12 protein-coding genes are annotated in these 14,888 nt (G+C 40.8%); 7 read left to right on the top strand and 5 right to left on the bottom strand.

The genetic code is table 11. The features are described 5' to 3' along the window. Nucleotides 1-93: 93 nt before the first annotated feature. Both HC643_RS07485 and HC643_RS07480 read right to left on the bottom strand, forming a co-directional pair. Complete coding sequence (locus tag HC643_RS07485) at nt 94-2,427, bottom strand: hybrid sensor histidine kinase/response regulator (protein ID WP_050046318.1); 2,334 nt, start codon at nt 2,425-2,427, stop codon at nt 94-96. 250 nt (nt 2,428-2,677) lie between these two features. Continuing rightward, nucleotides 2,678-3,979, bottom strand: coding sequence for an adenylate/guanylate cyclase domain-containing protein (locus HC643_RS07480; protein ID WP_038087380.1), 1,302 nt, complete (start codon nt 3,977-3,979; stop codon nt 2,678-2,680). A 125-nt stretch (nt 3,980-4,104) separates the two neighbouring features. Between HC643_RS07480 and HC643_RS07475 the strand changes: the two genes are divergently transcribed. The 4 genes from HC643_RS07475 to HC643_RS07460 all read left to right on the top strand — a co-directional run bounded on the left by HC643_RS07475 (nt 4,105) and on the right by HC643_RS07460 (nt 8,011). Further along, entirely contained in the window at nt 4,105-5,616 is a 1,512-nt protein-coding gene (locus tag HC643_RS07475; protein ID WP_038087378.1) for a DEAD/DEAH box helicase family protein, read from the top strand. Between the two features lie 17 nt (nt 5,617-5,633). Then, the gene (locus HC643_RS07470; RefSeq protein WP_038087376.1) at nt 5,634-6,848 is read left to right on the top strand and encodes a DUF790 family protein; all 1,215 of its coding nucleotides are present in this window, start codon (nt 5,634-5,636) and stop codon (nt 6,846-6,848) included. A 134-nt stretch (nt 6,849-6,982) separates the two neighbouring features. Beyond that, the gene (locus HC643_RS07465; protein ID WP_050046319.1) at nt 6,983-7,351 is read left to right on the top strand and encodes a hypothetical protein; all 369 of its coding nucleotides are present in this window, start codon (nt 6,983-6,985) and stop codon (nt 7,349-7,351) included. Nucleotides 7,352-7,393: 42 nt separating this feature from the next. Then, nucleotides 7,394-8,011 (top strand): Uma2 family endonuclease, encoded by a 618-nt coding sequence (locus HC643_RS07460; RefSeq protein WP_038087373.1) that lies wholly within the window; start codon nt 7,394-7,396, stop codon nt 8,009-8,011. A 95-nt stretch (nt 8,012-8,106) separates the two neighbouring features. Here the strand turns inward: HC643_RS07460 and HC643_RS07455 are convergent, their stop codons facing one another. Further along, the gene (locus HC643_RS07455) at nt 8,107-8,805 is read right to left on the bottom strand and encodes a PD-(D/E)XK nuclease family protein (protein ID WP_038087371.1); all 699 of its coding nucleotides are present in this window, start codon (nt 8,803-8,805) and stop codon (nt 8,107-8,109) included. A 2-nt stretch (nt 8,806-8,807) separates the two neighbouring features. Continuing rightward, nucleotides 8,808-9,953 (bottom strand): DNA cytosine methyltransferase, encoded by a 1,146-nt coding sequence (locus HC643_RS07450; RefSeq protein ID WP_237265847.1) that lies wholly within the window; start codon nt 9,951-9,953, stop codon nt 8,808-8,810. A gap of 670 nt (nt 9,954-10,623) precedes the next feature. Here HC643_RS07450 and HC643_RS07445 point away from each other — a divergent pair. The 3 genes from HC643_RS07445 (at nt 10,624) to HC643_RS07435 (ending at nt 14,072) form a co-directional block, all read left to right on the top strand. Further along, on the top strand, nt 10,624-10,995 hold the full coding sequence (locus tag HC643_RS07445; protein WP_050046320.1) for a hypothetical protein: 372 nt from the start codon (nt 10,624-10,626) through the stop codon (nt 10,993-10,995). Nucleotides 10,996-11,307: 312 nt separating this feature from the next. Beyond that, a complete protein-coding gene (locus HC643_RS07440) occupies nt 11,308-12,660 on the top strand; it encodes a histidine phosphatase family protein (RefSeq protein WP_038087366.1) in 1,353 nt (450 codons plus the stop codon). 98 nt (nt 12,661-12,758) lie between these two features. Next, on the top strand, nt 12,759-14,072 hold the full coding sequence (locus HC643_RS07435; RefSeq protein WP_038087364.1) for a dihydroorotase: 1,314 nt from the start codon (nt 12,759-12,761) through the stop codon (nt 14,070-14,072). 293 nt (nt 14,073-14,365) lie between these two features. On the opposite strand, the gene HC643_RS07430 is transcribed toward HC643_RS07435, so the two are convergent. Further along, nucleotides 14,366-14,884 carry a peptidoglycan-binding domain-containing protein gene (locus HC643_RS07430; protein ID WP_038087357.1) on the bottom strand — a complete coding sequence of 173 codons (519 nt, stop codon included), beginning with the start codon at nt 14,882-14,884 and terminating at the stop codon, nt 14,366-14,368. Nucleotides 14,885-14,888: the final 4 nt, after the last annotated feature.

Here is a 14,888-nt window from a genome sequence, read left to right as displayed (position 1 = left end):
ACTCATGTTTTCCTCTTGCTCAAAATTCAGTAGGTCAGAAGCAGGTACTATAATATCTTCACTTTTAGTTCCATTCTAGATAATTAAAGAAAATTACATTTCCCCAACAAGATTGGCAATAACTGCTGCTAATTCATCTGGGTTGACTGGCTTGGGAACGTGAAGTTGAAAACCTGCAAGCAGTGCTCGATCGCAGTCTTCTGCTCTAGCATATGCTGTAAGCGCCACAGCAGGAGTGCGCCCGCCTTGCTCTTCACTTAATTCCCTAATTTTACGAATTAAGGAATAACCGTCTTCTTGTGGCATAGAAATATCACTTACCAGTACATCTGGTTGAAATCGTTGCAGCGCCTCAAATGCTTCTGTTGCAGTAGCAACTGCCATGACTGTTGCTTTATATTGTCCTAATGCTGTAGTAATTATCTGACGCGCATCTGGCTCATCATCCACAACTAGAATCCGCAAACCATTGAGAGGATGGGGCGATGGGTAAACAGGAGGAAGTGAGGATCGCAATTTTTCTTTTTCTGTAACTCTCTCACTCTCTTCTTTTCCTCCTGTTTTTAAAGGTAAACTAACAATAAATGTTGCACCTTGACCAATTCCGGGGCTGGTAACGCAAACTATACCACCATGCAATTCTATGAGATGGCGAACGATCGCTAAACCCAATCCGAGTCCTCCATGCGCTCGCGTACTTGAGCTATCAGCTTGACGAAAGCGTTCAAAGACGTAAGGTAGAAATTCGGGAGCAATTCCTTCTCCTGTATCTTTAACTTCAATCAGTGCCGAGCGTTGAGTTTTTTCCCACTGACTCTCTTCTAAAAACAATTTCACCTCAACCTTACCACCACGAGGTGTAAACTTAACAGCGTTAGAAAGTAAATTCCAGACAACTTGTTGCAAGCGATTGCTATCACCTAAAACAATACCGATAGAGGGATCTAAAAACGATTCAATAGTAATGTCTTTAGCGTCAGCAGCGGAACGTATTGTCTCAATTGCTGAAAGGACAACAGGTACAAGTTTTACTTGTCGAACATCCAAGCGCAGTTTCCCTGTAATAATTCTCGATACGTCTAAAACATCTTCTATAAGTGTTGATAATAATTTAGTATTGCGGTCTAATGTCTCTAACGCTCTAGCAGTCGTATTTTCATCAAACTTTCTGGTGGTTAGGAGCTGCGTCCAACCAAGCATGGCGTTGAGAGGGGTACGAAGTTCGTGTGAGAGTGTGGCTAAAAACTCGTCTTTTATTCGGTTAGTGGCTTCGGCTTTTTCTGCAAGTTGGCGAAACCGTTCTTCACTTTCTTTCAAAGCAATTTCTGCTTGCTTGCGCTCTGTAATATCTTGAATAAGAGCAACAAATCCTACGACTTCATCAGAATTGAATTGGGGAACATAAGAGATATTGACATAACGGCTGACACCATCTATATATTTCAAATTACTTTCGTAAGTTACGTGTTCTCCTGACAAAACAGCTTCTACATGGGGACAAATTGACTCATAAACTGACTCACCCACAACTTCCTTAATTGTTTTGCCATAAATATCTGACGCGGAAATTCCGTGCCATTCTTCATAACCCTTATTATTGAAACGATATCTTTGTTGAGCATCAACGTAGGAAATGAGCGCAGGTACGGCGTTGGTAATTAAACGCATCTCCGAGTCTCGCTGTCGTAACGCTTCTTCTACCCGTTTGCGATCGCTTAAATCCAGAGCAAATGCTATCATTTCCAATTCATTTGCGCCTGGTTCTTCCACTATGACACCACCAATAAGAATTGGTACCCGACTGCCATCTTTACGAAGATATTCCTTTTCGTAAGGAGTAGCAATTCCATTTTTTTTGGATTCTTCTACTTGTTTTGCATCTCTTTGCCTGTATTCTGGGGGTGTCATAACGTCCCAGCGGACTTTCTTGAATTGTAAATCCTCTGCAGTATATCCCACCATATTTAGAAAATAATCATTGGCATAGTGGATACCGCCACTGGAATCACCAAAAGCAACTCCAAAAATATTAGATTCAATGAGTCGTCTAAACCTTGTCTCACTTGAGCGTAACTTCTGAACACTTATCTCAAGGTGCTGTTTTGCATTACGCAATTCTAAGTTGAGCGAGCTAATCAGTATTGAAACAATAATAAATATACCCAATCGGAAAAGATTGTCAACAGCCAAAATATCTAATGAATATATAGGTTGACTAAAAAAATAACCAATAGCTAAGCTTGACAAAACAGTAGCTAACAACCCCGATTCCATCCCGCCGTACCTAGAGCTAATGGCAACAGCTGCAAAAAAAAGTTGAAACAGGGTTGGTGTTAGCATTGACTGTAGTAATAATGTCATTGTTAAAGCGCTACCTACAGCCAAGGCGGTAATAAAATAAGGTGCAAGAAGGTTGTTTCCTTTCAATGTCAGTGCTCCTTGTATTGCAGAAAACCGTGATAACTTGTCATATTTAAGTAAATTGATGGAAATAATGATTGCTGGTTAGGAGTTGCGCTTTAGTGCTAAAGTGCAACTCCTAACTAAGTAAGTTTACATTTTTTCACATATCTGTGTTTTGTCTTATCGACTACCTATAACATTAAGTTTGTATAAATTTTAGTGTCACAATTGCTTCAATTCGTTTATCTTTTTTTACTTTTTGTTAAAAAACATATTAATTCTTAATATATTCTGCTTTCAGTAAATATGTCATCATTTTTCCTTTACCTTTAACAGAAATTAAACCCCGTTTTTCCAGCAAAAACTTATCTTTTAAGCGCTCATAACTCGCTTCACAAACTTGAATGCAGTCAGCTATTCCGTGAGACTCCATTCGACTCGCTGTATTGACAGTATCTCCCCAAAGATCGTAAGTAAACTTCTTCAAACCAATCACACCTGCTACCACAGGTCCGGTACTAATACCAATTCGGATGCGAAACGACAAATCTCTCTCTTGGTTAAACTGTTGTATGGTGCGTTGCATATCCAATGCCATCTTAGCCATTGTAAGTGCGTGGTCGCTACGGGGAATGGGTAATCCGGCTACAGCCATGTAAGCATCACCAATTGTTTTAATTTTTTCTACTCCATGCTGTTCTGCTAGTTTGTCAAATTTGGAAAAAATTTCATTTAGTAACTCGACCAATTCCGTTGGAGAGGTATGACTTGAAAGTTCTGTAAAGCCAACAATATCTGCAAACAAAACTGTCACTTCATGAAAATGATCGGCAATTGTAGTTCGCTGGTGCTTCAATTTAGACGCGATGGTTTCTGGCAAAATATTGAGTAATAATTTATCTGACTTTTCCTGAGCGACTTCTAAATCTTTGCGAGTGTGAAATTCTTCTTTTCGTAATTTATCGTAAAAATAAACAGACAAATTACAAATAACACAAGTCCAGAATAAATACAATCCTTGTTCGACATAATAGGGAAACGGATATTTTAGAGTGGGATGAAACAGTCCGTATAAGGTCAGGTAACAAAAGATAGTTCCTATTTGAGAAATCATATGGAGATGCCACAGGACAGGAACCATCGTTGCTTGAGTGAGAAACATTAAATTCCAAATGCCTATTCTTGGCTCAATCACATGAAAAAGTAAAGCGGTACCAATTTGATTGATACAAGTTACAGACCAACTTAAACTTAAAAAGATAAGGTGAGGGTGACGGTAACCGAGTTGAGTTTTGGAGAAAAACAAACAAGTACCGATTATTATTTCTATACAAACTCCAAGAGTAAGCGCAGAAAATTTACCTGAAGGTTGTACGTTAAGCCACAAGAAAAATGCAATAACTGTTAAACCAACAATTAGCATAAGCTGCGCTTGCAGTCGCAGTCGCTTGAGAGTAAAGCGATGACGCTGGACATTGTAAGAGTCAAAAAGACTGGGGGGTCTTTTCCAGTGGGATTTGATCTGGTTGATAAATGCATTAACTTGTGTTTTATCTGAGCCATTCCGATTTATCATACGTATAATTACGTTATTAATATTTAATGAAAGAACTCGGTGCAAGAGACCGATCGCTGGATTGTCTTCCAATCCCAATCTCTAGTCCTCAGTTCCCAGTTTCAAGAGTAGGAAAAAGCATTTATATGGGTCGCACCCCTACATTAACCTTTGATCGTGGCACATTAATTTTGCATCCACCACCTCGCGGTAAAGGCTGGATGGATTTTGCTACGTGGGATGACAGGGTAGAAAAATTTCGGATTCCAGCCATTCAATACCGTCCTTTGGTAGAAGCGCTACAAGCAGAAAACACCAGTTTTATTGACGAGGCTAAAGAGTTTTACCCAATAGAGTTGGCTTCAAGTTTGGAAATGGAGCCCTATCCCCACCAAAGCGAGGCGCTAGCCGCTTGGAAGTTGGCGGGAAGACAGGGGGTAGTGGTACTACCAACAGCAGCCGGAAAGACTTATTTAGCGCAGATGGCAATGCAATCGACGCCTCGCACGACTCTGATTGTTGTCCCAACCCTGGATTTAATGCACCAGTGGTACGCTCATTTAAAAGCAGCATTTCCTGACGCTGAAGTGGGACTGTTAGGAGGTGGTTCTCGGGATAAAACACCCATTCTCGTGTCAACTTACGATAGTGCAGCCATTCATGCAGAAACACTTGGGGATCGGTACGCTTTGCTGATTTTTGATGAATGTCACCACCTACCAACGGATTTTAACCGCGTAATTGCTGAATATGCGATCGCACCCTATCGTTTGGGATTATCGGCTACACCAGAACGAACTGATGGGAAGCATGCGGATTTAAATATTTTAATAGGACCGGAGGTTTATCGTAAAAGGGCTGAGGAACTCGCGGGTAAAGCCCTAGCAGAACACGAAATTGTCCAAATTAAAGTCAAACTTTCACAACAAGAACGGGAAAAATACAATCAATTGATTCAAACTCGCAATGATTTTTTGAAAGAATCAAAAATTTCTTTGGGTAGCATGCAAGGTTGGCAAAGATTTGTGCAAATGAGTGCGCGTTCTCAAGCAGGACGTAGGGCAATGCTAGCACATCGTGAAGCTAAGGAAATTGCTTTGGGAACTGATGGAAAATTGCGAATTTTGTTAGATTTATTAACACAGCATTATCCGGAACGAGTTTTAATTTTTACTGCTGATAATGCGACGGTTTATCGCATTTCTCAAGAATTGTTAATTCCTGCGATTACTCATCAAACTCCTGTCAAAGAACGGCATGAAATTTTAACGAAATTTCGGGAGGGAGAGTATAGGACTTTGGTGGCTTCTCACGTGTTGAATGAGGGTGTAGATGTGCCTTCAGCTTCTGTTGCTATTATTTTATCAGGAACTGGTTCGGCAAGGGAGTACATTCAACGTTTGGGAAGGGTTTTGAGAAGGGGGAAAGAAGGGAACAAGCAAGCAGTGTTGTATGAGGTGGTGGCTGAGAATACAACTGAGGAAGGGACTTCGGCTAGGAGGCGCGGTGTTGAAAGAAAGCAGAGAAGCAAGGAGTCAGGAGAGCGGGGAAGAGAGAATTTGCAGGTGGTTTATGGAAGCGGTCAGGGGAAAAGTTATAAAGCAGCCGAACAGTTGGATTTGAATTATAAGACTGAAAATCCAGAATCTAAAATCTAAAATCCAAAAGCAAGAAGATGTTACCAACTGATTTACTCAGTCACAGACAAAATGGGGAAGAAATTCTTCCTAAGAGGTTGAAGGTTGATGATAAAAATTTAGAGATAGCAACGGAGTTGATTGGTTTTTTTCAAAAGGCGGTGAGTAGTTCTCAAGGAGTTCTCGAGCGCCAACTGTTGGAGTTTGAGGGTGATACTCCAGATTACAAGATAAAGCGTGGTTTGGCTTATATTTTAAAAAGCAGTTTTTGCACGTTTGAGGTGGTTAGTCCTTTGGAACCTCAAATGTTAAGAGAAAAGGTTTTTGCTTTGGCGGCTAAGTCTGTTCCAAGCCGTGAATTGACAGAGGTGACTTTGCAAGCGATCGCTGATGAATTAAGTCGCGAACTCGAACGGGAAGTTGTGTCGGAACAGGTGCGTAATGGATTGTATGCGGATTTATCTGAGAATAAAATTTTAACTGCTTTTGATGCACCGCAGTCAGAAAGTTTGTTACACCGCTACAACTTATCTCAGGTACAGGGGGTGTTTTATAAGGCGAGCCAATTAACAATTAACGCTCATCGAAACGTTCCGGGACAATACAAGCTTTTGTTTCGATATCTCAAATTGTTTCAATTAATGTCTTACATAGAGGGAGATGCTGACCACGGATTTACGATTACAATTGATGGTCCTACAAGTTTGTTTACTCCCAGTACGCGGTATGGTTTGGCAATTGCTAAACTTATACCAGCTTTACTTCATGTTACAAAATGGAGTCTTGCTGCTACGCTTCAAATTCGGGATGTTTACACCAATACTTGGAAAACAGGGCGGTTTACTTTGAATTCTGATTGCGGTTTGGTGACTCATTATCCCCCAGGGAAACCGTATGACAGTATGTTAGAGCATTCTTTTGCTGATAAGTGGGATGCTCTCAAAACTGATTGGGTACTGGAGCGAGAAGTTGACTTAATTCCGATACCTGGAAGTGTAATGATTCCGGATTTTAGATTGGTTCATCCCGACGGACGCTCCTTTTTATTAGAAATTGTAGGATATTGGCGACCGGAGTATTTGCAAAAAAAGTTTGCACAGGTGCGTCGCGCTCAGTCTCATAATTTGATTTTAGCTATTTCTGAGCGATTGAATTTGGAAAAAGCAGGTGTTAAATTGAATGATGTACCTGCTCGTATTATTTGGTTTAAAGATAAATTATTACCGAAATCTGTCTTGGCGGTGCTTGAGTGATAGATGGCTCCAATTTTGAGATTTATTTCATAGTATTGACAGCGTCTTCTCTTTCTCAGCTATACCTGGAAATGCCAATGTAGAGACTCTGTAAAGGCAAATGTTGAATTGCTATTTTCTGCTCAATCAGAAGTATGGGTAAAAATAAATTTCCAACTTTATTTTTTATAGCGACTGCTATTTTATGGAATATTAACGCAACTTGTACCTGGGCTCAGGAAATGAATCCTCGCAGCAATAGTTTACGAGAAAGGACTTTAGCGAGCTTTTACAACAAGCAGAGATACCCTACACGCAAATTGACAGCTGTCTCAAGATCCGAGAGTAGGGGAGATTGGTGGTTTTACAAACCCGATGATATCTCGTCGGAAGCAATGCGATCGCCCTTGGCGCAAGCCGTACCCGGCTTATCGCAAGGTTGTCTTCCTGTCAGATCTAGCAGACAGGGTTGGCGTTGTCCTTCCCCTACTATTAGATTCAGTATTGAAGCTGAGTATCGGTAGACTTAGTGCGAACGACAAAACAAATAAGGAGGTGCGATTGCGATGACAAAAGCTGTTCCGAAACTCCTGACATTTGATGACTTCATGACTAAATATGGAGATAATGAACGCTACGAATTAATTGACGGAGAACTTCTTGATATGGAACCAACCGGACCACATGAAGAAGTAGCTGCTTTTATCTTACGAAAAGTGAATGTTGAAATAGATCGATTGAGCGTTGGTTGGTTTACACCTACACGTTGTTTAATAAAACCTCTAGGCACAACAACAGCTTTCCGTCCTGATGTCGTAGTGCTAGATAAAGCTACAATTGTTAATGAACCTTTATGGCAAGATGAACCTGTCATTACTTTAGGAACTTCTGTCAAACTCGTAGTAGAAGTCGTCAGTACTAACTGGCAAAATGATTATGCGCGAAAAGTCGAAGACTACAGTACATTAGGTATCCCAGAATACTGGATTGTAGATTATTTAGGCTTAGGAGGTCGAGATTATATTGGCAATCCAAAGCAACCGACAATATCGATTTACCTGTTATCATCTAGTAGAAACCAATATCAAAAACCTACCCAATTTCGAGGTAGTGACCGTATCATATCACCTACATTCAAAGATATACAGCTAACTGCAGAACAAATTTTTGCTACAGGCAATTAATATCTATTCCGCTCTTATCCTACTTTCTTTGCAAAAGGTTCTAGATATCTTAGTTTAACGAAGAAATCAGCACGTAACTAGTACCCTCAGCTATGCTACTTATTGTATTCGTTACCCATTCTTTGCCAATACTCAACAACCCTTTTTTCCCATTTTTCCCAATACCCTTGCATGGCTTCTGGTTCAAACCAAAATATCTCAGCCTCTCTCTCCGGAATTGCCACAACTAACAAAGCACGATCTATCTTAATACCATAATCTCGATAGTAATCGTTCACTGCTCCTAAATAAGCCGTTAGTTGCAATGGATATTCGTACAATCGCTCAATCGATTCTTTAGGCTTATCTGATGTCTTCCACTCACAAATACAAGGTACACCCTTATAACTAGCGACACAATCGACTTTACCAGAATAGCTTTTGTTGTAGTGAAACACCGAACCTTCCACAAGTCTTATTGTATCAATTTCTTCTAAGACAGGCTTGATACTTTCCCAATAAGGAAGACTCGCTTCAGGACAATCAACGTTCTTTCCAAGCAAATAACGTTCAATTTGTTTGTGAGTTTGAGTTCCCCGACGGCTTGCTGTTGTGGAAATACGAGTTGCTTCTTCCATCCCAACACGAAATTTCCAATTGTTGAGTCTGTCGCGTTCCTCTTGCGGTTTTGTAACATTTAGTATGGTTGTCACGCTGGGAAAACGGTTTCCCAAAGTGTCCACATAAAATTGTTTGCCATTTTCCCGCACGCACTTAGCATTGATGGGGGGTAGAAGTTCTATCTTAGAAGGCATTGTTAGTTTATTTCCTCTTGCGAGAGGTTTCTGTATATTTCATTTAAGGAAGGAATGAGCCCGTACCCAATACACTCTACTAGGCGAGGCGGTACGGCATTTCCAATTTGCCACATTGCTTTTTTCATGGAACCTGCAAAAAGAAATGTATCTGGAAATGTTTGCAACCTTGCCATTTCGCGTGCTGAAATTACGCGATTGAGATAAGGATGAATGTGTGTTCCACCATGGTTTTCTTTGACTGTCATACTGGGTAACCCTGGGTATTGACGCTTGAAAGCATCAACATATTTTGTGTATAAAGAACCTCCTGGTGGAACTTGAGCAATTCTTTCCATATACTCAGGAGAATGACGAGTCCATTGATGGTTAATCTCTGGTATAGGTGTATACTCTGGCAAATCGGCAATTGCTGATTCAATGGGTTTGTATTGGTCAGATAACAATTGTACTTTTGGATACGGGTTTGCCATGCCAAATCGATTGGCAATAAAAATGGCTCTGGGGCGAATTTGAGGAACTCCATATGCTGCAGATTCTAAAATAGCAACAGATACATGAGGATAACCAATACTTGCAAAAGCTTGGCAAATTTCTTCCCTGAGAGCCCCCTTATCGATCGTTAAAATTCCCGGTACATTTTCCATAACAACATACCAGGGTTGGATTTCCGAAACAACTCGCACAAATTCACGAAACAACCGATTCCGAGGGTCTTTAGAGTCCCGTTTTCCTGCAACAGAAAATCCCTGACATGGCGGTCCACCCACAACAAGATGGATTTCAGGCGAATTAATTTCAGACAACCATTGATGCGAATCAAATTTTTCTATATCGCCACAAAAATGGTGACACTTGGGAAAGTTCATTTTATGAGTAGCAGAAGCAATTTCATTGACTTCTACACTTGCGACTGGCTGAAATCCAGCTTGAGCAAAACCCTGTGTCATTCCCCCCGCACCGCAAAACAAATCCACAAATTTGTAGTTATAGGCTGCTAGTGGTGGCGGCTCACATTCAATCAAGACTTTGTAGGGATCTCGATCTGATGTTTCCAGTTCTCTTTGGATACGTCCATAGCGTCCTAGTTTAGCTTTTTTTTTCTTTTGTAAAGACTTGCAATCGTCTTGGGTTGAAAACAAAGACATCTGTTTTATTTCCATTTTGGAGGTTAGCGATCGCGTTCTACTTCTGGTAAAGTTTTATCGCTTTTACAGCAGTTAAATTTCGGTGAGCTTCTTGACTAAAAGAGTATATAGGAGTCCTATGTAACTCCTGTTTAGGTTTGGAAATATACTTATGTGAGCAACTTTTTCTTTCATTTTCAGTTGATTTCTGAGTGTTTTTTACAAATTTTTCGTACATTTACTAGTTAAGGATAGAAAACACTTTTATTACAAAATGTATCTTTATTTTCTCAAGATTCAAATTTTTTGAATTTTTTCTAAGAAGAAATACACAAAGAATATTTAAGAAAAATCTTGATATCCTAAAAATAGGAATTATAAAAAATTTATAAAAATTTTCAAGTAGTGTAGGTAGGGGTAGAAGGAGTTGATAAATCTCGCTTTTGACTGATATTTTAAAAATGCTATATTAATGCAACGCTCCTGAAAATCAATCAATATCTTATTAAATACCGATCGCGATCGCCAACTTACAGTGTTATATCAACCTAAAGTTATAACGTGTCTGAGTTTTAAAGAATATGTATTCCGGTATACTGATTTTTTTGTAGCTAAGCTTACAATAAGAAGTAAACAGAATATTCTTATAGTATCATCGGGCGTCAAAGAATTTGGAAGTTAGGTGAAGACAATGAATACTGGAGCTATCGCTGCTTTGACTGCTATGGCAGCAACTATCGGGATATGTGGTACAGCATACGGACAATCTTTGCAGACACCACAATCCAACCAGGAAAACTACACCATCCAGGGTGGCTCTTTAACTGGGATCGGCAATAGGTCGGCTGAGAACGATTACTCAAGATTTTTTTCAGATCTAAATGCAGGTAACAGTTCAAGGACAGGGGTTCAGGTTGCGCCAACAGGTGTTATACCGATTAGCGATCGCGTTGAGTTGCGTCAGAATGACAGGTTTAATTCAAACAACGTTATCATACCACAAGGAGGCAACCAGCCATTTGAGAATGGCAATGCAGTGGAAGTCCAAGTGACACCTAGGTAGAAATCCTAGATTTCACGTAGATCTGTTCTGCAATAAGGTAATCGAAATTTTGGAAAAACTCAATCAGTCATCTGGTCCCTCCGGATTTTAGGCTTGAGCCCAAAAATCTAGAGGGACTCTTATATTTAGTTCAAGAAATATATTGAGTCGCAATCATCTCACGAGGCAATGGATGATACTCTTTTTATTATGTTACGCAAGTAAACCCCCTGCGATCGCATTTACTATTGGAACACTGCCCTGTACTTAGGGACAAGTATCTATTAGTAACAAGGGTTTTGTTCGCGCACTGAAAATAGAGGAGGGCAAAAAGTGACCCGTGTGATTATTGTGCGTCACGGTCAAAGCACATACAACGCCGAAAAACGCATACAAGGACGTACTGATGCATCCAAGCTCACAGAACAAGGTCGTGCTGATTCGGCTAAAGTGGGCAAAGCTCTTGCTAATATCGCATTTAGCGCAATATACACTAGCCCCCTACAACGAGCCAAATACACAGCAGAGACTATTCATCAAGAATTAGCCAATCATTCCAAACAATGTCCTGTTCCCCAAACTTCTGAAAAGTTACTAGAAATTGACCTTCCTTTATGGCAAGGGTTGGCGAGTGCTGAAGTTAAGGAGAAGTTTCCTGAAGACTATCGCATTTGGCAGGAAACACCGGATCGACTCCAAATGCTAATTCAAAATGGTGAAGAAACCAAAGAATTCTTTCCCGTCCTAGCTTTATACGAACAAGCGCGTCAATTTTGGCAAGAGGCTTTACAACGCCATCAAGGTGAAACTATTCTGATTGTTGGACATAACGGTATTAATCGTGCTTTGATTGGCACGGCACTTTCGATTCCCGCATCTCGCTACCATTCCATACAACAATCCAACTGTAATATTACCGTCCTCAATTTTGCTGGAGGTTTGGAGGAATCAGTCCAACTGGAATCTCTCAATCAAACCCAACACCTTGGAGAAACTTTACCCTCCTTAAGACCCAATCATCAAGGGGTACGATTATTATTAGTGCGGCATGGAGAAACTGAGTGGAACCGCCAAACAAGATTTCAAGGTCAAATTGATGTTCCTCTAAATGATAATGGCAGACAGCAGGCTCAGAAAGCTTCCCAATTTCTCAAAGATGTTGCCATTGATTTTGCCGTGAGTAGTCCAATGCTGCGTCCTAAAGAAACAGCAGAAATTATTTTGGCATCTCATCCCCATCTAGAATTGCAACTATATGATGGTTTGAGAGAAATCAGCCACGGGCTTTGGGAAGGAAAATTAGAAGAAGAAATTGAGCAAGAATTTCCCGGCGAACTGCATCGCTGGCGTACAATACCTGCCGAAGTGCAGATGCCAGAAGGGGAAAATTTGCAGCAAGTTTGGGATCGTGCTGTCATAGCATGGCAAGCTATTGTAGAAACAGCATTAGCAAAGGGTCTTAAAACCGGCTTGGTCGTCGCTCACGATGCGACTAATAAAACTTTACTCTGTCATATTCTGGGTTTGTCTTCAGAACAATTCTGGAATTTCCGTCAAGGAAATGGTGCAGTTAGCGTTATCGATTACCCATCGGGTACTAATAGTTTGCCAGTACTGCAAGCAATGAACATTACCGCTCACTTAGGTGGAGGTGTATTGGATAAAACAGCAGCAGGCGCATTGTAGCATAATTAGCAGAATGCCTAAAAAACTGTAAACTTGTACAAAGCTGATATTTGAATAAATGCAAGCTGATAGCTAATAGCTAATAGCGTACAGGTAAAATGACAAGCGAACTGCTACAACAAGTCAGGGTTATTGACCCGGTATCTGGGATTGACCGCATTACTGATGTGCTGATTAAGGACGGCGTAATTGGGTTTGTTGCCGATAACATTTCCGATCTGCCAAATGATACCCATATCAAAAATTGTCAGGGGTTAATTCTGGGACCGGGATTGGTGGATTTATACAGTCATTCTGGAGAACCTGGGTTTGAAGAAAGGGAAAGTCTTTTTTCTCTCATGCAAGCTGCTTCTGCTGGAGGTTTTACAAGAATTAATATATTACCTGATACATCCCCAGCTATTGACGATCCCTCTGTTGTTGCACAGTTGTTGCAGAAAAGCAAAATGTTAGAGGGACAAGGAGACATTTCTTCCCCTATATCTCTTCCTCTTGTGAATCTTTGGGGTGCCATAACTGAGAAAGTCGTTGGTAAGCAGATGACCGAATTGGCAGATCTAACAGCCGCAGGGGTAGTTGGTTTTACAGACGGTCATCCTTGGGAAAATTTTGCCTTGGTGCGGCGAGTTTTGGAATATGTCCAACCTTTGGGGAAACCGATCGCTTTTTACTGTTGCAATCCGGAGTTAAAAGGAAATGGAGTCGTAAGGGAAGGTTTAGATGCGATCCGGTTGGGGTTACCTTTTATACCTATGAGTTCTGAAACTTCTGCTATTGCTGCTTTATTAGAATTAGCTTCTCCTATAGGCGTACCAGTACACATTATGCGTGTTTCTACTGCTCGCAGTGTTGAACTTATTGCTTCGGCAAAAGCTAGAGGCGTACCCGTGACTGCCAGTACAACTTGGATGCATCTTTTATTGGATACAAAAGCAGTAAAAAGTTACGATCCGAGTCTGCGATTGGAACCACCTTTAGGAAACTCTCAAGATTTAGCGGCTTTGCGGCAAGCAGTAAAAACAGGTGACATCGATGCGATCGCTATTGACCATTCACCCTATACCTATGAAGAAAAAACTGTAGCTTTTGCTGAAGCCCCACCTGGTGCAATTGGTTTTGAATTAGCGTTTCCTTTTCTCTGGCAGTATCTTGTGGAAAGTGGGGAATGGACAGCTGTTGAATTGTGGAGAGCTTTAAGTACCCGTCCTGCAGAGTGCTTGCAGCAACAACCCAGTGCGATCGCACCAGGGCAAAAAGTAGAAATGATACTATACGATCCTCAAGCAAACTGGAAAGTCGAAAAGAAAAATCTTTACACGCTGTCAACTAACACGCCTTGGTTCGGTCAACAGATCCAAGGTCGTGTTGTACGGACTTGGGTTAGCAGCGATCGGCGATCGAGCGTAGATTGAGTACTGTAGAACATATTACGGTCGAGCTTTATCCCTGGTTAAAACGTCTACAGTGGTGTACAGATCTCTAAAAAAGAGATGAAACATCGTCAAAAGGGAGAATTGGAATAAAGTTCCCCCCAATTTATCGGGGGGTTAGGGGGGATCGAAACCGCTTTTAATGCACCTTAGAAGACTTGTGTACACTACTGCAGGGTTAAAACGCAGGGGGTAAAGCTCGACCCGTAGAGCTAAAGCCCCGTGTTTTTATTTCCCTTTTTGAGCTTCAATGTACTTTTTAAGCTTGCTCACCTTTAGCAGAACACAGTATTGACTTTGCTTAACTCGAACCAAGTGCGATCGCCGATAATTCCATCTACAGGCAATCCAGTACGTTTTTGCAAGGATTTTACTGCAGTTTCTGTCCCACTACCAAAGTCACCATCAATAGCACCGTTATAGTCACCCGCGAGTGACAGTCTTTCTTGCACTTTCTTAACGACTTCACCCTTGCTACCTTTTTTCAGAATTGGCATATCAACAGGCGCACCTTTAAAAAGTGCTTGCCAAGTCTTGTTGCCAACAACTCCATCTTGTGCAAGAAAAACCTTACCTTGAAAGAGAATGACTGCATTTTTCGTCTTAGCACCAAATACGCCGTCAATAACTTCTTCACCAGGAAATACACAAGCACCATCAGGACCAAGAAATACAAAAGCACCATATTGTAATAACAACTTTTGTAGTTCTTTTACAACTTCACCTTTAGAACCTTCTTTAAGAACTGGCTTGTTAAGTTGAGCAGAAGCAGTTACTTGATTACCAGCAGTCATATTT

Source organism: Tolypothrix bouteillei VB521301, assembly GCF_000760695.4.
GTDB lineage: Bacteria > Cyanobacteriota > Cyanobacteriia > Cyanobacteriales > Nostocaceae > Scytonema > Scytonema bouteillei_A.
The sequence above is the reverse complement of the archived record's forward strand: the minus strand, read 5'-3'. Positions and strand labels throughout refer to the sequence as shown.